Consider the following 20,246-nt stretch of genomic DNA (forward strand, 5'->3'; position numbering starts at 1 on the left):
CACCGCGCCCCGCTGCGGCGGACCCCCACCCGCGTCCCACCGCCCGTGCCCCGATCACCGCCGCACCCGGCGGAAGAGACGAAGGAGTCAGCCCATGACCATCACCCTCGAACACCCCGCGACCACCGCCACGGTCGGCGACCTCATGCGACACCCGGAGCTGCAGATCAGCGACGATGTCATGGTCGACACGGCGATGGACATCCTGCAGAGCTCCGGCGCCGACCACCTGCTGGTCCGCGACGAGGACGGCCGCTGCACCGGGCTGCTGACCCGCCTGCACCTGGCACCGTTCCAGGCCCGGTCCTGGTACACCGAGCGCACCCCGGTGCGCGACATCATCTTCGACCGCGCGCCGTTCGCCACCATCGGCATGCCCGCCGCCACCGCGGCCGCCGCCATGCGCTCCCGCAGCCTGGACGCGTGGCCTGTCGTGGACCACGACGGCCACGTCATCGGCCTGCTCAGCTTCTAGGACCCCGCCCCGGGACCAGGACGTCGCGGTGCGAACCGGAACCGGCTACCCGTCCCGCCAGCGTCCGCCTCGAAGGCGACCAGTACGGGCGGCCTTTCACCAAGGAGATCCGTGACTGTCGCCAGTTCCTCGCACGTGGGTGCGCGGAAAAGAGGATCTCGGAACGCCGCCGGGCAACTGACGAAGAGCGGGTCGCCGAACACCACCTCCAGATCGTGGTGATAGGTGAGGTCGTGGTCCCGCAGCGAGTCGGAACTGCCCGCGGTCCCAGGCCACAACGTCCCAGTCCCGCCAGGGCCCCTCGGAGAGCTCAACCCCCGCATGCCCTTGTCCGGCGTCCACTTCCCAGCCCCCGATCTGTCCGAACGGGACGACAGGCTACATAGCCGCTCACCGCATCGGCTTGACGCCTTGGATCCCTGAGGTGTCTTGATGCCGGCGCGGGCCCGGACCAGAACGGCGCGGCCCAGGCGGAGCGACGCGAGCGGAACCGGCGGCCAGGGCGCCCACCAACGACCGGCCACCGACGAACCCCCGCCGGACCGAGCCAGGACCGGCGCAGTCTCCGGGCGTCGGACAAGGGCCAGCAGGCCGGGGAAGGCCCGTCCGGGGCCCGTACAGGACGGCCCCGGCCCCCGGCAAAGACCAGCTACAGCGGTAACGAGGGGACAGCCTGCGTCGAGGTCGCCGAGACGACCGCCGCCGTCCTCGTCCGTGACTCCAAGGACAAGAGCGGCCCCCAGCCGGCCTTCGAGCCCGCCGCGCGGAAGGCATTCGTATCGCTCGCCGCCACCGCCGCGGTCTGACCCGGGCTTCCCGACACCGCCCCTCCGGCGGCGGGTCGGTGAGCTGACACGGCACGCGCCGATCACTGGCCGCCCTGGCCGGCGCTGCCGATCGGGCCGATCTTCACCGGGGTGCCGGGGGCGTCGGTGGCGGGCAGTGAGCCGGCGCCCGGCCACTGGAGGGTGACGGACTTGGTCTCGTCCGGCGGGGTCACCACGAGGCCGGTGAGACGCAGGCCGGTGCCACCCGTGTTGTGGGCCGGGTAGCTGATGCCGAAGAAGGTCGACTTCCCGTTCTTGAGGACGCCCGGGACGGCCGGCTCGCCGGAGCGCTCCGCCGACATCGAGCCCGCGTTGGTCTTCAGGTCGACACCGGCGTACCCGCTGATCGAGCAGTCGTGGCCGCTGTGGTTCTTCAGCTCGACCACCACCGTGCGCTGGGCATCGCCGTCGATGGTGCGGTCGGCGGCCGTGATCGTGAGGTCGTCGGTCCGGCACTTGCCGCCCTTGCCGGTGTCGGTGGAACCGGTCCCGCCGGTCGTGGCCTTCCCGCCGGGAGCCGAGCTCACCGGGGCCGGGGCCGAGTTGCCGCCCGGGGCCGCCTTGGTGGGCGCGGTGGTGGCGGTCGGCGTGCTCGCCGCCGTTGGGCCGTCGAGGTCGTCGTTCTGACAGGCCGTGAGGGAGAGACCGGCGGCAACGAGCAGGGTGGCGAGGGTCAGCTTGTGAACGCGCATCGTTTCTTCCTCAGGTTCGGGGTGGCAGTGGCCGGGTTTCTGGTGAGCAGGACAACCGCACCGGGCGAACCGTTTCGCCCAACCTCCGGTCAGGACAGTGCTGTTACACGAAGGAGCGCGTACGACGGGCTCCTTATCCCCGCCATACGGCCCCGAGCCCAGGCGGCACCGGTTCTCGCCGCACTCCCGCTGCCCCGACGCGGCCGCCGCCCGCTGGGACAGACCCGTGACCGAGCGGATCTTGACCCGGGATGCGTCCGCGTCAAGCGAGGGCCGGGTGGACGAGCCGGCCGTGGTGGATGAGGGAGGCAGCGTGCTTGAGGCGGCGGGCCCGGACACTGATCTCGTAGCCCCGGATGCCCTCCAGATACGCGAGGCGGCTGCTGAGGTACCGGTAGAAGTCCGGGGTGTCCTCGTAGAACACGCGCACGGCCGGGGCCCTGGCCGTGCGCGCACAGGTGATGACGTGTGCGCTATCGGAACGAGGGGGTATGGATCGGGCTCCTAGGCTGAGCCGACCTCACCGAACGGGCCGTTACCAGGCCCCGATCCACCTGACGGGAACCCCTGAATCCTGTGAACCCGCTGAAGAAGCTGCACTCCGCGCTGATCTGCGTCGCCCTGGCCCTCGGGCTGGTGACCGGTCTCAGCGGTACCGCGTCGGCCACCAACTACCGGATCGTCGACTGGGACATCTCCCGGGTCACCGACGGCGGCCAGGAGCACGCCGCGCGGTACTACCACGCGGTCGACGGCCTGCACCAGAACTCCTACGGGAACGCCACCCACGAGAACGCGGTCATGCAGACCACGACCGACCCCTCCCGGATCGTCCAGATCCGCATCCGCGACACCGGCGGCAACGAGCTCGTCTCCCTCTACTTCTGGGCCGACAACCTCTACCTGGCCGGCTTCTACGCCCCGTACGGCGGCGACGCCGCCTCCGGCCGGCACCACTTCTCCTTCGCCGACGGTCGCGACATGGGGGCCTCGCTCGGCGTCGGCACCCGCAGCCTGGTCCGGACCGGGAACTACACCAGCCTGCCCGGCGGCAACAACCGGGAGAACCTCCGGATCACCCCGGCCACCCTCTACAACGCGGCCTACGTGCTCGGCCACGCCACCGGCTACAACAACAGCGTCGGCGCGTCCCTGCTGCTCATGATCCAGGCGTTCTCCGAGGCGGCCCGCTTCGGCCCGATCTTCTCCCAGGTCTACAACAACATCTACAACCACAACGAGACCCCGCTCGGCCGGGACCTCGCCGGGCTGGAGAACCAGTGGGACGAGATCTCCCGGTTCGCCCACGACGTCCGCCGCAACGGTTCCTCCTACCTCAACCTCTTCGGCAACACCGTCCGCAACTTCAACGACCTGCGCACCCGGCTCTCCTTCGTCGAGGTGATGGGCTCCGTCGCCCAACTCTGATCCCCCGCAGGAAATTGGCGACCTGACATTCCCGGAGGCCCGGCACCACCACGGCGCCGGGCCTCCGCCGTCCCTTGCACGGTCACCGACCCCGGCCTGTCGAGGTGGACCATGGAACCGCCCCCCAGCCCACCTTTGAGCGGGCACGCGCCGGCCACGCCGGACGCCAGAAAAGAAGGAGCCCACCCCAGGTGCAACAACGCGGACCGACCAACCGACACGTCCACACGCTCCCGCCCATCCGGATAGCTGCCGTCTGCGAGAGGCCTGGTTCCCGCGCCCACCTCCCAGCGTCCCCCTAATGCCTTCGGCCAGTGGCCGTGAACGACTCGAAGCGCCCAGGCTGGAAGACACAACCGCGCCCCCCGGGGAGAAGTGTCGAGCGGCAGGAGCATCGCGTATGAAGGTGGCGGTCGTCGGGCTGGGATACGTCGGCATCACTGGTGTGGTTGCGTTGGCCCGGCAGGGGCATCAGGTCACTGGAATCGAACAGGATCCGGAGCGCCTGCGGGTGCTGGAAGAGGGGCGCAGCCCGGTTTATGAGCCCGGGCTGCCGGACGAGCTGTCTCTCGCTCTGCGGACACGGCGGCTGGCTTTCGCCTCCCACCTGGCGGATGCGCACCGTAGGGATCCTTTCGATGTTGTTCTGATCACCGTGGGCAGCCCGCCTGCGGCCGACGGCTCCGCTGATCTCTCCCAGGTCGAGGCAGCGGTCGCGGAAGCGGCGGGGTTGGCGCCGGGACCGCTGATCGTGCTGAAGTCGACGGTGCTGCCCGGCACCAGCGACCGGCTGCTTCGCGCGCATCCGCACCTGGGCGACCGCTACGCCTACAACCCCGAGTTCCTCAACCAAGGCAGCGCCCTGGACGACTGGGCAGCTCCGTCCCGCTTGGTGGTGGGCCATCGGTCGGCCGCCGTCCTTCCCGCCCTACGGGAACTGTTCGCAGGCCTTGACTGCCCCTGGGTGGTGACTACGCCGGCCACCGCGGAGATGGCGAAGTACGCAGCCAACGTCTTCCTCGCCACCAAGATCAGCTTCGCCAACGAGATCGCCCGCCTGTGCGACACCGCCGAGCTGGACATCGACCGGGTACTGCAGGCCGTCGGCCTCGATCCGCGCATCGGGCACGCCTTCCTGCAGCCCGGAGTCGGTTTCGGTGACTCCTGCTTGCCCAAGGACACCGCCGCCCTGGCCCGCTGGGCCGGCGACCGCGGCCGGCCCACCCCCCTGTTGAACGCTGCCATCAAGGTCAACCATGACCAGATCGGGGTCGTCAGCGACCTGCTGCGCGCCGAACTCGGCGACATGCTCCCGCACAGCCGCATCGCCGTCCTCGGAGTGCGCTACGAGCCGTGGAGCGACGATCTGCGGGCAGCCCCCAGCCGAACCGTCATCCCTTCACTACAGGAGATCACTGCCGACGTCAGCGTCTGGGATCCAGCCATGAGCCAAGAGCAACTCGGCCACCTCTTTCCCGGCACCCGCCCCTGCACCGACCTGCGCACCGCGCTCCAGGGTGCTCAGGCTGCCGTCGTCCTCACCGAATGGCCCCAGACCATCGAAGCCGACTGGTCGGAACTCATTACCCTGCTCACCCCCAACCCGGTCGTCATCGACGCGAAGAACTGCCTCCCGCTCGAACGATTGACTGGTTTGCCGCTGATCTACCGAAGCATCGGCACCAGACATCCCACCAGTCCTGGCCACCCCGAGATGTCGCCGGCGCGTCCCTCCACCGATCTGCTCCTCGAACCTCCCGACCATGGCGTTGAGTAGGGCCGTGGTCTCCCGGCGGGGCCGGCCGGGGATCTCGACGCCGGGGTGGCCGACGGCAGGGTGCCCGTCGGTGTCAGCGGTGCGCAGCCCGGCGGCGGGTTTCAGCGTTCGACTCACCTGCGGCCCCGGAGCGGCCGCAGTCGCCGAATCGACGCAACGATGCGTCAAACGGCGGCTGACTTCCGCGATATGAAGGAGATCACCACCGCGGCTGCCCCCTCCGTGCTGCAGGCCCGCCGTGCGGAGCCGCTGTCGGAGACGCCGCTCCTCGGCAGGAAGCTGTGGTACGCGGCGTACGGGTCGAACATGCACGCCGACCGGCTTGCTCACTACATTGTCGGCGGCCGGCCGCCCGGCCGCGCCCGCACCTATCCGGGCTGCCGCGACCGCCGGCTGCCCGCACGGACGCTGCCGGTGCTGCTGCCCGGCGTGCTGTACTTCGCCCTGGAGTCGAAGGTGTGGACTGGCGGCATGGGCTTCTACGACCCGGCCGCCGACGGCGAGATGCCCGCACGCGCCTACCTCGTCACCGCCGGCCAGTTCGCCGACATCGCCGCCCAGGAGATGCACCGGCACCCAGGTACCGATCTCGACCTCACCCGCGCCCTGGCGCTCGGCCACGACCGGCTCGGCCCCGGCCGCTACGAGACACTGGTGTGCCCGGGCGCGATCGACGGCGTCCCGGTGTTCACCTTCACCGCCCCCTGGCCGCTCGCCGACGCCGATCTCAACGCGCCCTGCGCGGCCTACCTCGCCAACTTCGCCGCCGGCCTGGTCGAGGCCCACGGCTGGAGCCTGGAGCAGGCCTGCGCCTACCTCGCCACCCGGCCCGGCGCCACCGGCCGCTGGACCGCGGACACCGTGCTGCAGGCCCTGCACCCCGCACCGGTACTGCCGTGACAGCTCCAACGCCCTCTGTATCGACCGCCCGGCGCCGTGGACTCCGCGTCCTTCCGCCGGTTTTTCGGCCGAAGGCGCGGCAGCCCCGGGTGTGGGCAAGCCGTCCGCACGCGCGCGGCCGGTGCGCGCCCCGCGTCTTCCCCGGACTGCCACTCAGACGCCGAGTTTGTGATCAACGGCTGATGCCGTAGAGTCGCACTCACCGACGCGGGGTGGAGCAGCTCGGTAGCTCGCTGGGCTCATAACCCAGAGGTCGCAGGTTCAAATCCTGTCCCCGCTACCACGAATGCCGAGGGGCGGACGCGTTGCGCGTCCGCCCCTCGGCTTCTCCGCTGTACTGCCGCTCCCTGTGCCATGCTCGGCTCCCGAGGTCGGCCGTGACGATGCTCCGACTGGCGGGTGCGAACCGCTGCTTCTACCGGCCCCGTCAGCAGGGCAGGCGTATTCAGGCGAGTTCCTTGCGGACCAGGACTCGGAACCGCCAATGACCGGCGCAGGGCCGGCCGACACACCTGTGGGCGTCACCGGCCCGAGCAGCCCATCGCGCGTCTGAAACAGCGCATCGGCCCTGTGTGAACACGCCGAAGCCCGGCCTTATCGGTTCGGTTGACCCCTCGCATCATCAACGTGGCGAGCCTGGCGGGGAAGATCGCCGGCTGGTCCGGCCTGGACTATTCGACCGCCAAGGCCGCGGCGCTCCACCTCACCCGGTGCGCGGCAGTGGACCTGGGTGAGCACGAGGTCCGCGTGAACAGCGTGTCCCCCGGTTTCGTGCCGACGGGCATCTTCGCCAAGGGTTCCGGAGCCGAGGCATCGGCTGCTGACGCCACGGCCACGTCAGTGGCCGAAGCGTTCAAGCCACTGCTGGACTCCAGCCAACCGCTCCCCGGCACCGTCCGAACCGACGACATCGCCGCGGCAGTACTGTGGCTCGCCGGCGACGCCAGCCGCCTGGTCACCGGGCAGGATCTCGCAGTCGACGGTGGTATGACGGCCGGACGCCCCGCCGCGGTTTCCCGGGCCGAACGGACCCGCATGCGCGACCTCCTATCCCCCTGACCTTGAGGGCAGGTACCGAGGCGGGCTGACCACCAAGGCCCACCTCGCCGTCAACGGTCGCAGCCTGCCGCTGTCGATCGTGCTCACACCCGGCAACGTCAACGACGCCACCGCGTTCGGCCAGGTCCTCGACGGCATCCGCATCCCGCGTTCCGCCACAGGCCGCCCGCGCACGACACCGGATCGCGTGCTGGGTGACAAGACATCCTACGCGGATAAGGTCATACTCGAGCAGGGCGATCCACCACCTGCTGCGGCGCCAGGGCGTCGCGGCCACGATCCCCGAACGCCGTGACCAGGCCGGCAACCGCCGACGCCGCGGGCGCCTCGGCGGCCGCCCGCCGGCGTTCGACAAGGAGATCTACCGTAACCGGAACATGGTCGAACGATGCTTCGCCCCGCCTTGAGCGGTTCCGGGCGATCGCGACCAGATTCGACGAGCTCGCCGACCGTTACCGCGCCGGAGTCGTCCTGGCCTCCCTGATCCTCTGGCTCCGCGAGCCAGCCAGATGGTCATTTGTCAGACATGCCTTAGACCGCGGTGAAGCCGCCGTCAGCGGCAACCACCGCTCCGGTGATGAAGCTCGAGCGTGGCGAGGCGAGGAAGCACAGGACCTCCGCGATCTCCTCGGGCTGGGCGACTCGGCCCAGGGGCTGCGCGTCGGCGAAGGACGCCAGGTACGCACGGCTGTCGGACCGGATCGTGTCGAGGAAGTCGGTCTCGATGACCCCTGCGGCAACGAGGTTGGCGCGGATGCCCAGTGGCCCGCCCTCAAGGGCGAGCACCTTGGTCAGCTGGGCCAGAGCGCCCTTGGACGCGCTGTAGGCGGCGCCTTCGGGCAGGCCGACGGTGCAGGTGTAAGAGCCGGTACTGACGATGGCGCCGCCGCCGCGGCTCTTCATGGCCCGGAAGGCTTCGCGGGCGCAGAAGAAGGCGCCGCGGGCGTTGACCGCCATCACGGCGTCCCAGTCCTCGGCGGTGGTTTCGGTGATGGGCTTGTTCAGGGTGCGTCCGGCGTTGTTCACCAGGACGTCCAGTCCTCCGAAGGTGTCCAGGGCCGATCGCACCGCGCGGGCGGCGGTCTCTTCCTGCGTGATGTCGCCGAGTATCGCGAGTACCCCGGGAAATTCGTCCGCCAGAGTCGTGACATCGGGGCGTAGGTCGACGGCGACGACGCGGGCACCGCGGGCGTGGAGGAGCGCCACGGTCTCTTTGCCCACCCCGCGCGCGGCCCCGGTGACGAGGGCGTTCTTCCCAGCGAACTCGGCGGATTCGGGTACTTCGGCGGACGCAGTTGCAGGTGTCATGGTGCGCTCCGTGGGGAAGGTGAGTGTGAGGGCGGGCGCCGGTGCAGGGCACCTGAAGCGCCGTGCGGTGGCGCGGTGAACGGGCCGGGCGGGCCGAGCCGTTGAGGCGCTCACGGGGGGCGCTGCGTTCACGGCAGGCCGTCGTGGACGTCGCCCGGCCGGGCTGTTCAGTGCGCGGTGAGCCCGCCGTCGACCACCAGCTCCGAGCCGGTGACGAACGAGGAGTCGTCGCAGGCCAGGAAGAGGATCGCGGGTGCGATCTCGTCGGCGCGTCCGGCTCGGCGCATGGGGGTGCGTTGGATGTCCGGCTGCTGGTCGCCCTGGTCGTCCAGGAGTTCCTGGATCATCGGTGTGGCGATCACCCCGGGGTGCACCGAGTTGATCCGTACTCCCTGCCGGGCGTACTCCACCGCGGCGGTCTTGGTCAGCAGGCGCACGGCTCCCTTGGACGCCTGGTAGGCCGCAGCTGCACCGCTTCCTATCAGGCCGAGTACGGACGACGTGTTGATCACCGACGCGTTGCCGCTGGCACGCAGCAGCGGCATCGCGGCCTTCATGCCAAGCCAGGTGCCTTTCTGGTTCACGTCGATGACGCGGTCCCACGTCTCTTCCCGGGTGTCCTCGATGCCCGGCCAGTCCAGGATGCCGGCGAGGTTCACGAGCACGTCCAGCGTGCCGAACCGGTCGCGTACGAGGGTGATCACTTCGTCCCACTCCCGCGCGGAGGAGACATCGAGGCGGGCAGCGACGACCTCCGCGCCGCGTGCCCCGATCCGTTGGGACAGGTCCCGTAGGGGGCCTTCGGCGACATCGGTGATCACCAGCCGGGCACCTTCGCGGGCGAAGAGTTCGGCGGTCGCCGTTCCGAGGCCGCCGGACGCGCCCGTGATCAGTGCGACCTTGCCGTCAAGTCGGTGTCCTGTCATCGATACGATCCTTGATTCTCGGTGATGCTGACTGACTGCCGTGTCGGGACTTCGTGGTCCGCCGACGGCGAATTCGCCCCCCGTGAGGGGGCCGGGCCCCGGCCTGGTCTACGACGACGTCTGTTCCCGGTAGAGCACGAGGTGTTCGTGGTAGAGCACTCCGTCCCGGATGTCGCCCGTGGCGGTGAAGCCGGTGTCGTCGACGTAGTCCAGGTGGCTGCCGGTCACCGTGTGCCGGCCGGTGTACGCGCTGGCCCGCGAGCCGCGGGCTTCGTCGTACCGGCCGTCCGGCAGCAGCTCCTGACGGATGTGACCATCCGCGGTCACCCACATCCCGACCACGTCGACGTTCTCGCCCCCAACGGTCCCGGCCATGGCCCACTCCTCTCCTCGAACAGCGCGGTTCTTCCCGCTCCACCGAGTCTGGGCAGGTCGGCGGCCATCAACCAGGACGTGTGCTGCCTGGGTGCGGCACACCCAGGCAGCGCACCGGGCCGCCACCTAGCCTGAACCCATGGACGACAACCACCTGGGAGACTTCCTGCGCACACGCCGTGCCGGCCTGCGGCCGGAGGACGTCGGCATGGCCAGCTATGGGGCCCGCAGAGTCGCCGGACTGCGCCGCGAGGAGGTCGCCGTCCTGGCGGGAGTGAACGCCGACTACTACACCCGCCTGGAACAAGGCCGCGAGCGCAACCCCTCACCCCAGGTGCTCGACGCGCTCAGCCGCGCGCTGCGGCTCGACGTGGACGCCCGCGCGCACTTGTACCGACTGGCCGGGGCCACGCCGAACGACCGGCCCACCGTCCACGCCGCCGAGCGGGTCAGCCCGGCGCTGCGACAGCTGATGGACGGCTACCCGAACACTCCGGCGTTCGTCATGAGCCGGACGCTGGACCTCCTCGCCGTCAACGCCCTGGCCGAGGCCCTCTACGCCCCGTTCGAGCTGGCGGACAACTTGGCCCGCATGACTTTCCTCGACCCCGCGGGCCGCACCTTCTACGCGGACTGGGACCGGGCAGCACAGGCCACCGTCGCCAACCTTCGCGAGGCAACCGGATTCGACCCGGACAACCCACGGCTGCGCGACCTCGTCCGCACCCTCACTGAGCACAGCGCGGACTTCGCCCGCCTGTGGAACGCCCACATCGTGCGCGGCAAAACCCAGGACGCCAAACGATTCCTCCATCCGGACGTCGGCCCCCTCACCCTCCCCTACCAGGCTTTCGACGTACGCGACGCCCCCGGACAGCAGCTCGTCATCTACCACGCGGAACCAGGCAGCCCCAGCGCCCAGTCCCTCAATCTGCTCGGTTCCATCCATGCCACCCGGCGTCAGCCCGATCCCCGGTCCCACCGCTGATCAACCGACAGAACACCGCAGATCGACGGCGACGGTGCCCCGGTCGGCTTCGCCCGCAGAGCGCACCTGTTGGACCCCCGACGAGACAGCCGCCTTCCTGCGCCACTGTGCCGAGCAGTACGCGGACCAGCTGACCGACCTGCCCTCACCCGGATGCGTGACGAGCAGAAGATCGCCACCGCCCCGGGGCGCATCGTGCGAACCACACAGGTGACGGCCGCGCCGCAGGACACCCTGTTCTGACGTCAACCCCAAGACGGACGCTCCGCAGCCCCGACCGGCCGCGCGGCGATCGGACGAGTGCCCAGCAGGGAGTTGGCTTCGCAGCCCGCGCCGAGGCGCGGTGATCGGCGCGCCTGCGTCCCGGGTGGGGCGCGGCGGCGGTCAGCCCACGACGGATGCGGCCTGGTCGAGGGAGCCGGACCTGGCCTGGGCGATCAGGTCCCGGAACTGCTCGGCGCTCATCTGAATCTGCTGGCCGAAGTCGTCGGTGATCCGGATCCGGCGCTCCTGCGGCGCATCATGGTCGACGAACAACTGCGGGCAGCCGCAGTTGCAGTTCCCGCAGAATGTCGCCACCGGCTCGTGCTTGGACTCGGACATGGGACACCTCGTCTGCTCGAAGGCGGGCACCGGACGCTCGTCGGCGCCTCTCTCGACGCCTGTACCCGCTCGTCGGCGGCGCTCACCGTCCGGTACCGCGCGTGACAGCCTCCGGCAGCGGCGGAGACAGTTGCAGGATGGCGTTCCACGAGGGTTGGAAGAGGTGTGCGATGGGCGGGGACGAGCTCTACTATCTGGACGCGACCGCGCTGGCGGCGCTGGTCCGCACGCGACGGGTGTCCGCGGTGGAGGTCATGCGATCGCACCTGGAACGAATCGAGGCGGTCGACCCAAAGCTCAACGCGGTGGTGACTCTACTCGCCGAGCAGGGGCTCGCGGCGGCCCGGGACGCGGACGCCGCCGTGGCGGCCGGAGAGCACGTCGGACCGCTGCATGGCGTCCCGTTCACCGTCAAGGACTCACTGGACGTCGCGGGAGCCATCACCACCCGAGGCTCGGCGCTCTTCCGGGACCGTCTTCCCAAAACTGACGCCACATCGGTGGCAAGACTGCGGGCAGCCGGCGGGATACCGCTGGCCAAGACCAACCTCCCGGAGTTCTCCTACTGGACCGAGACCGACAACGCGCTCTTCGGCCTCACCCGCAACCCCTGGCACCTTGAACGGACCCCCGGCGGGTCGAGCGGCGGCGAATCGGCGGCGATCGCCGCCGGGATGTCGCCCCTGGGCCTGGGCAGCGACGTGGCCATCTCGGTGCGCGGCCCCGCCCACGACACCGGGATCGCCGCCCTGAAGGCAACCCGCGGACGGATCCCCGTCACCGGCCACTGGCCCGAAGTCCCCAGCCGCTACTGGCACGTCGGACCGATGGCCCGCACCGTACGGGACATCGCCACGGCTCTCAAAGTGCTCTGCGGACCGGACGGCGTCGACGGCCACGTACGGCATTCACCACCGCTGAACGCCACCGCCGACGGCCCTTCGTCACTCGCCGGGCTGCGGGTGGGCTGGGCCTGCGACCCCGTGTTCGGCCCGGTCGACCGCGAGGTGACAACCGCCGTCACAGCCGCCGCCGAAGCACTGCGGGAACTGGGCTGCACCGTCGAACCGGCCCCGCTCACGGCTCTGGAGGCCATCGACGCGACGGAGTTGAGTGCCGTGTTGTTCACCGCGGAGGTCATTCCCTACCTCCGGCGGATCGTCGTCGGCCATGAGTCCGAACTGCACTGGGCGATCCGCCGTACGCTTGGCGCGCCCCAGGTGCCGGTGGCCGACTACATCCACGCACAACACCAGGTCGACGCGCTCAGTTCCCTCTTCGCCGGCTACTTCGAGCGGTACGACGCCCTCCTGTGCCCGGTCTGCCCCATCCCCGCCCCGCCATTCGCCCGCTCCACCTTCGAGATCGACGGGGTGACCGTTCCCGCGCGCGGCATCATGCGCGCCACCGTCCCGTTCAACCTCACCGGCCTGCCCGCCCTTTCCCTCCCCTTCAACGCCACCTCCACCGGCCTTCCCATCGGCATCCAACTCGTCTCCCGCTGGTACGACGAAGGCACCGTGCTACGCCTCGGCGCCGCCCTCGAATCAGTCAGCCCGGTCCGCAACCGACGCCCGCCACTCATCCGCTGACCGGCGGCTGACCGCAGACCTGACCAGGCAGGCGACCGGGGGTGCCAACGGCCGGGGACACCGATGTTGCCGCGACGGCCTGCCAGCGCTGCCAGTTGGAACCGCGACCGTCGAGCGGGGTGATCCCACCCTTCCTGCAACGCCGCCTGCCCGAGGTTAGAGGTCGTTTTATCCTGGTGTTTCATCCCGGAATCTGGCGTTTGGTCTTTGATGTCGGCTCGCGCCAGGAGATGGTGTTCTCGCAGGTGAGGACGGAAAGCGCTGTCGGGGAACGGAGGTGGCCTCCGCCTGGGAAGGGGCGGAGGCCACCTCCGTTCCCGGGCGGTTGCTGCCGTCCGGGGAGGGCTCCACGACGGCCCGGCCAGCCCTCCCACCACCGCTCTCCCATCCCGCCCGACGCCTTCGCCGAGCTCGACGCCACCACCGAGTTCTGGGAGCAGTGGGCGGCCGGCTGCACCTACCGCGGCCCGGGCCACAAGGCCGCGCTGCGCTCCGCCCTCACCCTCAAGGCGCTCTGCCACCCCGGCGGCGGCGTCGTCGCCGCGCCCACCACCTCCCTGCCCGAGCAGATCGGCGGCGAATGGAACTGGGACTACCGGTACGTCTGGCTCCGCGACAGCGCACTGACCATCCCCGCCCTGGTGCGGCTCGGCTTCCTCGACGAGGCCCGCCAGTGGCGCAGATGGCTGGTCGACAACTGCGGCTGCTGGAACGCCGGAGCACCGCCGATCCCGCCGTCCTCGTCCGCCTCGCCCGCCTGCGCGAGGAGATCCACACCGACGTCTGCACTCACGGCCTCGACCCCGAGCGCGGCACCTTCACCCAGTTCTACGGCGGCCGGACCCTTGACGCCTCCCTGCTGCTCCTGCCGCTCGTCGGCTTCCTCCCGCCGGACGACAAACGCCTCATCCGCACCGTCGAAGCCGTCCAGCGTGAACTCACCGAGCACGGACCGGTGCTGCGCTACGCCACCCGCGAAGACCCCGGCGGCAACGTGGACGGGCTCGCCGGCCACGAGGGCACCTTCCTGGCCTGCTCGTTCTGGCTGGCCGAGAGTCTTGCCGTCATCGGCCGGCCTGTCGAAGCCCGCGAGCTGTTCGACCGGCTGCTCACCCTGAGCAGCAGTCTCGGGCTCCTCGCCGAGGAGTATGACCCGCGCGCCGGACGGCAGCTCGGGAACTACCCCCAGGGATTCTCCCACTGGAGCATGGCGGACGCGGCCGTCCGCCTGGCCACCTACCCGCATTCCCGGCGCACGGCGCTGCCCTGGCCGTTCCACACCGCCCAAATCCCTACCGCAGGACTGCCATGTTTTCCCTCCTCGCCAATCGCCACGCCTTCGCCGGTCTGACGCTGTGGCCGGAGCAGGACGAGGCCGTGGACAACGCCTGCAAGAAGCTGGCCGAGGTCTCACGGATCGTCATCCTGATGGCCTGCGGCTCCGGCAAGACTGTGACCGCCGGCGCCATCTCCCAGGAGGTGGTGAACCCGCGCACCGGCAGCGTGCTGATTGCCGTACCGACGCTGGATCTGGTCGCCCAGACCCTCGACCAGTGGCTGTGGGCCTTCGGCCCCGATGCCCTCGGCGAGGTCCTCGCAGTCTGCTCCGAACCAGGCATAGTCGACCGGTTCACGACACCAGCGGCGTCCGCGCCCGCGTCGTCAGCGACCCCGTTGAACTGGCCGACCGCATGGCAGCAGGGCGACGGCTCACCGCTGTGTGCACCTACCAGAGCCTGCACGCCGTGATCGCCGCCCATCGTGTCAGGGCCAGCACCTGGGATCTCGTCATCACCGACGGACTCCACCGCGCGGACGGCAACAGCTGGGCGCAGATCCACGACGACGGGCTCGTCCCGGCCCGGCGCCGTGTGTCCATGACGGCCACGCTCAGGGACCTCAGCCAGTAGCTTCGCGGAGGGGCTGCGCTCCAGCCGCTCCACCGCCTCCTGGCCGTACAGCCAGCCGGTACCCGGCCGCGCCCGTTCGGCCTTCAGTAGTCCGGCGCACTCGTAGAAGCGCAGTGTCGTCGCCGGAACCGGCCGCAGCGTTCGGCGAGCCCGAGACGCGGTAGCTCGTCACGCCGCCGAGCATAGACCTTCGACCCGACTCGAAGGTCACGTGTGACTCGGCGCGCTACCTGCCGCTGCAAGTCCACCTCAGCGTGCGGTTCCTCGGTCGGGACGGTGTCGATGAGTCAGCGAGTTGTCCGGCAGCTGGTGATCGTTTCGCGCGCAAGGTCTCGTCTCGCCTCGGCTCAGGGGCGCTTTGCGTCGTCTGCCGGGCGGCGGTCTCGGAGCCGGGCCAGCGAGTCGACGTACTTGAGCATGAGGCGGGCGAATTCCAGGCGATCCTGGTCGGCCCAGTCGGCGGTGATGTAGTCGAACGCCTCGCGTTGGTGGCTCCTGAGGCGACTCATGAGTTCGGCGCCCTCCGGACTGAGCCGCAGGACCGTGCGGCGGCCATCATGCTGCGAGGCGGTCCGGATCAGGTAACCGGCCTTGATGTTGTCGCTGACCATCCGACTGGCCACTGACGGGTCCACCCCCAGTAGCTCGGCCACCGCGCCTACGGTGATCTCCGATGCGCAGTCACGCGTGTGCTCCTGAACGATGTTCAGGACCAGTGTCCGACTCAGGTCCTTGGCCGAGATGGGGTTCGCGACCTCCAGCAGCGAGGTGCGGCGCAGCTTCGAGAACGCTGGGCCGACAGCGTTCAGCAGGTCCTCGGCCGTCTGCGGCCCGTTCGTCGTCATGTGTCCCAGTCTAAGTCCATGACACTGGGAAAACATGTGTTGACATGAAATTATGTGCATGACAGCATGCATATGTGCTTGAGCGGCGATGGCTCGATGAGCACAGCTCTCACAGCCCATCAACCCCAGGGGGAACACCAATGAGCATCCTCATCACCGGCGCCCGCGGCAAGGTCGGCCGAGCCGTCACCAGCCGCCTGCACGCCGCAGGCCTGCCGGTCCGCGCCGCCAGCGCCAACCCAGGCGAGCTGACCGCCCCCGCGAACGTCGAGATCACCGAGCTGGTACTCGACCGGCCCGGCACCTTCCCGGCCGCGCTCGACGGCGTGCACCAGGTCTTCCTCTACCCCGAGCCCGAGGGCATCGACGCCTTCCTCGAAACCGCCCGCACCGCCGGCGTCGAGCACATCGTCCTGCTCTCCTCCGCGTCCGTCCTGGGTACCGACGCCGAGACCGACCCGCTGGCCTCGCACAGCCTCCGGGTCGAGCGCGCCCTCACCACCGCCGGCCCGCCCTGCGTCACCCTCCTGCGCCCGGACGCCTTCGCCAGCAATGCCCTGGGCTGGGCGCACCCGATCAGCCGGAACCTGCCAGTCGAACTCGCCTACCCGCACGCGCACACCGCGCCCATCCACCCGGACGACATCGCCGACATCGCGGTCGAGGCGCTCACCGGAACCTCCCTCAAAGGCCGCGCCGTCACGCTGACCGGAGCACAGTCGCTCACCTTCCGCGAGCAGCTCGCCATCCTGTCCGACATCCTCGGCCGCGACATCCCCGTCGAGACGATCAGCCACGAGGAAGCCGAGCGGCAGATGGGACGGTTCATGCCGGCTCCGATGGTCGGCTCCCTGCTCGCCCTCTGGGCCGCCGCGACCGCCGGTCCCGCCACCATCGCGCACACCACCGAAACCCTGCTCGGCCAACCCTCCCGCAGCTTCAGGCAGTGGGCGTCCGAGAACTCCGCCGCCTTCGTCGCGCGCTGAAGGGAGCATCACCATGAAGCCCATCGGCTACTGGCTCAACCGCACCGACCGAGCCCTCACGCAGTACATGAACGGCCTGCTCGCCGAGTTCGGCCTCACCCGCACCGCCTGGCAGGTCCTCAACGTCGTCCGCGACGCCCCGGACGTCGGCGAGAGCGACATCCACTCCGTCCTCGCGGCCAACGCCGACGCCCGCACACTGACCGCCGCCATCGACACCGTCCTCACGGACGGCTGGGTGACCCGCCCGACACCCGACCGGCTCGCCCTCACACCCGACGGCCGACAGCGCCTCGCCACTGTCGAGGAGCGCGTGGGCGCCTTCCGTGAGCTGTCCACCACTGGCATCACCGTCGCGGAGTACCACGCGGCGGTCAGCGTCCTCGAACGGATGACCGTCAACCTCGAAACCCACTGATCCGAACTCCGAAGCCGCCGGCGCCGGCGCCGGCGCCGGAAATGGTCGCGAGCCTCGCCGACCGGCGCCGTACCGCTCCCGGCGGATGGCGCGGGCACCCGTCACCGGCAGGTCCACGAGCGGCTGGCACGACATGCCGACGAGAAGGTCCCATCCGACGGCTCCGGCCGAGCAGGAGGGGCCGTGAAGACGGCCTCCTCCCGCAGGCCGGGCGGCAGCGGGCCTGTACGCAGGCTCAATGCGGGGCCGCCTGGCAGCTGTAGTCGGCTCGCTGAGATCTCCCGGAACCCGCCCTCCGCCCCACTGGAACGCTCACCAGCCTGCCCTGTGCGCAGAGACCGTGGCGCTATGCCTTGCTTGCGGAAATGCTGTCGGGGCTCCAGCCCGCCGCCCCCAGGTGTGGATCGCACCACTCAGGTGCGGATCGGCACGCCGTTCAGGCGCGGGGCGGACGGCGGTCTTGGCCGCCAGTAGGGCCCGGAGGCCTGCCCCGTTACCTTTTTCGTGGCCCTGAAACGGGGCTCCTGGCCTCCGGGTCCGGCATGACTGTTGCCCCCTGTCGATCGCATGACCCAGGGGGTGGTGTCACCGGGCTCGGAGCACCGTGTGACCGCTGATGAGAGACCTGACCGGCACCCGGCCGAGCGCAACGCCCGGCCGCTGACGGGTGCCGGGTCTGCGTAACGTGGATGCGCGCGAACGGTGCCGACGGGCGAGGCCGGGACGGACGAGCGACCTTCGGGGGGTTCGGTGTTCGACACGAGTGACAGCATGCGGGCAGGAGTTGCGGGACGTGGCGCCAGGTGGAGGCTGCGTGGTGGGTGGGCCGGTTCGGGGGCTGCGGCTTCCGCGGTTTCGGGGCGGGACGCGGGAGGGCATCGGCCTCCTGGACCAGGCGGCGCATCGCCGGCGAGCTGCTGCGCGTGCTGTTGAGGACGGCCTGCCAGCGGCCGGGAGCCCAGCGGGCGGCGGCCAGGTGTTCTCTGACCCGGGCTTCGGCCGTTTCGGTGCCGGCGGTGCGCAGGCGGTGGGCGTCGGTGAGGATCCGGGCGGCGTCGGCGGGGTGCTGTGGGAGCCGGTTGTCACCACGTTGCCGGGGCTCCCGGATCGCCGGGTCGTCGCCGGTGGCAGGTGGTGGCCGTAGCAGCCCGGTGGCACTCCTCGCAGGTGGTGGTCCGGCCGCTGTGGTTGCTCCGTAGGTCTTCCGGGTGCCTTGGCCCTGCCCTGGGGAGCGCTTCGATCCGTCCCCCAGGGCACTGGCGCGAGGGTCAGCCCTTGGGTTCATCGCCGGGGCGGTCGGAGATGCCGGAGGCGAGAACGGCCGTGGCGTACTCATACCCCTTGCCATCTCCCAAACCCGGCGACGGGGTGCCGGTGGGCGGGAGGCCGTCGGGGCCGCCGGGCGGGAGGTCCGAGAACAGGACTTCGCGTAGGCCGAGGAACTCGCCGGTGTCCTTGGCGAAGATCAGGGACACCCGCATGGTGCCGTTGGTGCCGACCACCGCGACGCCGTGCCGGCCGGTCGCGTCGACCTCGTCCGCGACCACAGCGGTGCCCGGGATCCTCGCGGCCACCTGCATGAGCGCGCCCGCGACGGCGGGCGGCGCGGAGACGTTCTGGAAGATCATCTGGATGTCCCCGAAGGCGATCTGGTTGCGCAGCTTCGGCGTCATCGGCGTCCCCGCCACCGCCTTGGATCGGTCGGCGGAGAGCAACTGCTGGAGGAGCTGCTGCGGGTCGGGGGGCAGTTGGGAGACGAACGCGTAGGTCGGGTCGTCGAAGCCGGCCGTCAGGTGGCCCCCGGGCCGGTCCGACAACGGGGCGGGCCAGGTGGTGCGTCCGTCGCCCATGGTCGGGTCCACGATCAGACCGTCGGATTTGCCGTCGACCGAGAACCACGAGGAGCGCTCGTGCCTGGACTCGCGGGCGCCGTCCAGGATCTCCCGCGAGTACACGAACTGCGCGTTCCCGGCCCCGGGAGCCGGACGGCCGGCGCTGGCCTTCGCGGCGCGGCTGAGCCGTTCAGCGGGATCGGTCGGCTCCGGCAGGGGCATGGACGACGGTGGCGCCGACGAAGCCACGTCTTCCAGGGCCCCGACGGCCAGCCCCTCCACCCGGCCGCTGTCCGCCGGCGCTTCCACGAGCTGCGCGAACAGGCCGCGCTGCCCCACGTGACCATCCACGACCTGCGACACCTCGCCGCCACCCTCGCCTTGGAGGACGTCTCCATGGCCGTCAACTCCAAGACCCTGCGGCACTCCACGCTGTCGACCACCGCGAACATCTACAGCCACCTGACCCGGGACGTCGCCAGAGCCGCCGTGAACACCATCGAAGCCAGGCTCCACCTCGTCGAAGCCCGCACCCGGCACGACCCGGACGCCCCCGCCCACGACGTCGGCTTGCCGAACCCGCCGTTCGGGCACGCGGCCTGACGGCCCCACCGCTGCAGGCGGCTCGGCGCTCCTGGCCGCTCCGACCACCAGGACCGACAAGCAACCGGAACTCCCGGCTCATAGCTGACACCCGATAACCGTGCGGCCCGTCGAAACAGATGACGCCGCAGGTTCTGTCGGCATGCCCATTTCCCGCGAATTCTGGCCCATTTCCGCGCCGAAGAGGCGACCAGCCCGCGATCGACGGCACGCGGATTCCCAGATGAATGAATCAATGCCCCGTCACGACCAGGTCGGAGGGGCCAGGCCTGCGGAAACGCGCTCAGCGAAGTGGTGTGAACGAGCGTTCACGACCACATTGCGACCACCAAAGGAAAAAGCCACTCCTATCGTTTTGATAGAAGTGGCTTCCGACCTGCGTAAACGCTGGTCGGGACGACAGGATTTGAACCTGCGACCCCTTGACCCCCAGGGGTTCAACTAGTGTCGGCAGCCGAGGCCTCAAGGCCTCGGCTTTTTCTCTGCTCAACTCACTTGAAGAAACGGGAAGTTGAGGCGCTCGGTGAAAGTTCAAGGTGACAGAGCCCGAACCTGGCCGATGCCCAGCCGGGTTCAAGTTCGTACATAGATGTCCGTAAGCGCCCACGGGCACTCATGGGCGCCCATCAGGCGTGATCCCAAACTGGTCCCCAAATGGTCCCCAGGCTCCCGGCCCCGCCTTCGTCACCGCGAGTGACAGCC

Annotated in this window: 21 protein-coding genes, 1 tRNA gene and 3 pseudogenes; 16 read left to right on the forward strand and 9 right to left on the reverse strand. The window is 70.1% G+C overall.

Features of this window, described 5'->3' with window-relative positions:
* Positions 1–94: 94 nt before the first annotated feature.
* Positions 95–475: a CBS domain-containing protein gene (locus ACZ4WV_RS07735; RefSeq protein WP_465743889.1), complete on the forward strand. Its 381-nt coding sequence runs from the start codon at positions 95–97 to the stop codon at positions 473–475.
* 419 nt (positions 476–894) lie between these two features.
* A complete protein-coding gene (locus tag ACZ4WV_RS07740) occupies positions 895–1,281 on the forward strand; it encodes a DUF397 domain-containing protein (protein ID WP_465744056.1) in 387 nt (128 codons plus the stop codon).
* 62 nt (positions 1,282–1,343) lie between these two features.
* Here ACZ4WV_RS07740 and ACZ4WV_RS07745 read toward each other — a convergent pair whose 3' ends face one another.
* A complete protein-coding gene (locus tag ACZ4WV_RS07745) occupies positions 1,344–1,994 on the reverse strand; it encodes a DUF4232 domain-containing protein (RefSeq protein ID WP_465743892.1) in 651 nt (216 codons plus the stop codon).
* 262 nt (positions 1,995–2,256) lie between these two features.
* On the reverse strand, positions 2,257–2,424 hold the full coding sequence (locus ACZ4WV_RS07750; RefSeq protein WP_465743894.1) for a hypothetical protein: 168 nt from the start codon (positions 2,422–2,424) through the stop codon (positions 2,257–2,259).
* Between the two features lie 146 nt (positions 2,425–2,570).
* Between ACZ4WV_RS07750 and ACZ4WV_RS07755 the strand changes: the two genes are divergently transcribed.
* The 6 genes and pseudogenes from ACZ4WV_RS07755 to ACZ4WV_RS07780 form a co-directional block, all read left to right on the forward strand.
* On the forward strand, positions 2,571–3,422 hold the full coding sequence (locus ACZ4WV_RS07755) for a ribosome-inactivating family protein (protein WP_465743896.1): 852 nt from the start codon (positions 2,571–2,573) through the stop codon (positions 3,420–3,422).
* Between the two features lie 400 nt (positions 3,423–3,822).
* Positions 3,823–5,199 carry a UDP-glucose dehydrogenase family protein gene (locus tag ACZ4WV_RS07760; RefSeq protein ID WP_465743898.1) on the forward strand — a complete coding sequence of 459 codons (1,377 nt, stop codon included), beginning with the start codon at positions 3,823–3,825 and terminating at the stop codon, positions 5,197–5,199.
* Positions 5,200–5,388: 189 nt separating this feature from the next.
* Positions 5,389–6,099, forward strand: a complete 711-nt coding sequence (locus ACZ4WV_RS07765) for a histone deacetylase (RefSeq protein ID WP_465743900.1) — start codon at positions 5,389–5,391, stop codon at positions 6,097–6,099.
* A 206-nt stretch (positions 6,100–6,305) separates the two neighbouring features.
* A tRNA-Met gene (locus ACZ4WV_RS07770) sits at positions 6,306–6,382 on the forward strand.
* A gap of 344 nt (positions 6,383–6,726) precedes the next feature.
* A complete protein-coding gene (locus tag ACZ4WV_RS07775) occupies positions 6,727–7,158 on the forward strand; it encodes an SDR family oxidoreductase (RefSeq protein WP_465743902.1) in 432 nt (143 codons plus the stop codon).
* A gap of 7 nt (positions 7,159–7,165) precedes the next feature.
* A pseudogene (locus ACZ4WV_RS07780) lies at positions 7,166–7,668 on the forward strand (IS5 family transposase); the annotation flags it as partial.
* Positions 7,669–7,689: 21 nt separating this feature from the next.
* Here ACZ4WV_RS07780 and ACZ4WV_RS07785 read toward each other — a convergent pair.
* From ACZ4WV_RS07785 to ACZ4WV_RS07795, 3 genes are all read right to left on the reverse strand, one after another.
* Positions 7,690–8,466 (reverse strand): SDR family NAD(P)-dependent oxidoreductase, encoded by a 777-nt coding sequence (locus ACZ4WV_RS07785; protein ID WP_465743903.1) that lies wholly within the window; start codon positions 8,464–8,466, stop codon positions 7,690–7,692.
* 167 nt (positions 8,467–8,633) lie between these two features.
* Positions 8,634–9,392: an SDR family NAD(P)-dependent oxidoreductase gene (locus ACZ4WV_RS07790; RefSeq protein ID WP_465743905.1), complete on the reverse strand. Its 759-nt coding sequence runs from the start codon at positions 9,390–9,392 to the stop codon at positions 8,634–8,636.
* Positions 9,393–9,500: 108 nt separating this feature from the next.
* Positions 9,501–9,767: an Atu4866 domain-containing protein gene (locus ACZ4WV_RS07795; protein ID WP_465743907.1), complete on the reverse strand. Its 267-nt coding sequence runs from the start codon at positions 9,765–9,767 to the stop codon at positions 9,501–9,503.
* Positions 9,768–9,906: 139 nt separating this feature from the next.
* On the opposite strand from ACZ4WV_RS07795, the gene ACZ4WV_RS07800 reads away from it, so the two are divergent.
* Positions 9,907–10,755, forward strand: a complete 849-nt coding sequence (locus tag ACZ4WV_RS07800; RefSeq protein WP_465743909.1) for a helix-turn-helix domain-containing protein — start codon at positions 9,907–9,909, stop codon at positions 10,753–10,755.
* A gap of 384 nt (positions 10,756–11,139) precedes the next feature.
* Here the strand turns inward: ACZ4WV_RS07800 and ACZ4WV_RS07805 are convergent, their stop codons facing one another.
* The gene (locus tag ACZ4WV_RS07805; RefSeq protein WP_465743911.1) at positions 11,140–11,358 is read right to left on the reverse strand and encodes a hypothetical protein; all 219 of its coding nucleotides are present in this window, start codon (positions 11,356–11,358) and stop codon (positions 11,140–11,142) included.
* Between the two features lie 137 nt (positions 11,359–11,495).
* On the opposite strand from ACZ4WV_RS07805, the gene ACZ4WV_RS07810 reads away from it, so the two are divergent.
* The 4 genes and pseudogenes from ACZ4WV_RS07810 (at position 11,496) to ACZ4WV_RS07825 (ending at position 14,860) form a co-directional block, all read left to right on the forward strand.
* Positions 11,496–12,950 (forward strand): amidase, encoded by a 1,455-nt coding sequence (locus tag ACZ4WV_RS07810; RefSeq protein WP_465743913.1) that lies wholly within the window; start codon positions 11,496–11,498, stop codon positions 12,948–12,950.
* A gap of 368 nt (positions 12,951–13,318) precedes the next feature.
* Positions 13,319–14,301: pseudogene (locus tag ACZ4WV_RS07815) on the forward strand (glycoside hydrolase family 15 protein); the annotation flags it as partial.
* Positions 14,259–14,699: a DEAD/DEAH box helicase family protein gene (locus tag ACZ4WV_RS07820; protein ID WP_465743915.1), complete on the forward strand. Its 441-nt coding sequence runs from the start codon at positions 14,259–14,261 to the stop codon at positions 14,697–14,699. The pseudogene ACZ4WV_RS07815 and the gene ACZ4WV_RS07820, both read left to right, overlap by 43 nt.
* A complete protein-coding gene (locus tag ACZ4WV_RS07825; RefSeq protein ID WP_465743917.1) occupies positions 14,696–14,860 on the forward strand; it encodes a hypothetical protein in 165 nt (54 codons plus the stop codon). The genes ACZ4WV_RS07820 and ACZ4WV_RS07825 overlap by 4 nt, the downstream gene beginning before the upstream one ends.
* Before the next feature lie 30 nt (positions 14,861–14,890).
* On the opposite strand, the pseudogene ACZ4WV_RS07830 reads toward ACZ4WV_RS07825, so the two are convergent.
* Both ACZ4WV_RS07830 and ACZ4WV_RS07835 read right to left on the reverse strand, forming a co-directional pair.
* Positions 14,891–14,998 (reverse strand): annotated as a pseudogene (locus tag ACZ4WV_RS07830) (MerR family transcriptional regulator); the annotation flags it as partial.
* A 209-nt stretch (positions 14,999–15,207) separates the two neighbouring features.
* Entirely contained in the window at positions 15,208–15,705 is a 498-nt protein-coding gene (locus ACZ4WV_RS07835) for a MarR family winged helix-turn-helix transcriptional regulator (protein ID WP_465743919.1), read from the reverse strand.
* Positions 15,706–15,845: 140 nt separating this feature from the next.
* Between ACZ4WV_RS07835 and ACZ4WV_RS07840 the strand changes: the two genes are divergently transcribed.
* Positions 15,846–16,691: an SDR family oxidoreductase gene (locus ACZ4WV_RS07840; protein WP_465743920.1), complete on the forward strand. Its 846-nt coding sequence runs from the start codon at positions 15,846–15,848 to the stop codon at positions 16,689–16,691.
* Between the two features lie 13 nt (positions 16,692–16,704).
* Complete coding sequence (locus ACZ4WV_RS07845; protein ID WP_465743922.1) at positions 16,705–17,109, forward strand: MarR family winged helix-turn-helix transcriptional regulator; 405 nt, start codon at positions 16,705–16,707, stop codon at positions 17,107–17,109.
* Positions 17,110–18,377: 1,268 nt separating this feature from the next.
* Here the strand turns inward: ACZ4WV_RS07845 and ACZ4WV_RS07850 are convergent.
* Positions 18,378–19,163, reverse strand: coding sequence for a CU044_5270 family protein (locus ACZ4WV_RS07850; RefSeq protein ID WP_465743924.1), 786 nt, complete (start codon positions 19,161–19,163; stop codon positions 18,378–18,380).
* Between ACZ4WV_RS07850 and ACZ4WV_RS07855 the strand changes: the two genes are divergently transcribed.
* Positions 19,140–19,544 carry a tyrosine-type recombinase/integrase gene (locus ACZ4WV_RS07855; protein ID WP_465744058.1) on the forward strand — a complete coding sequence of 135 codons (405 nt, stop codon included), beginning with the start codon at positions 19,140–19,142 and terminating at the stop codon, positions 19,542–19,544. The genes ACZ4WV_RS07850 and ACZ4WV_RS07855 overlap by 24 nt on opposite strands.
* Positions 19,545–20,246 lie beyond the last annotated feature (702 nt).

It is taken from the genome of Kitasatospora sp. NPDC029312, assembly GCF_055569215.1.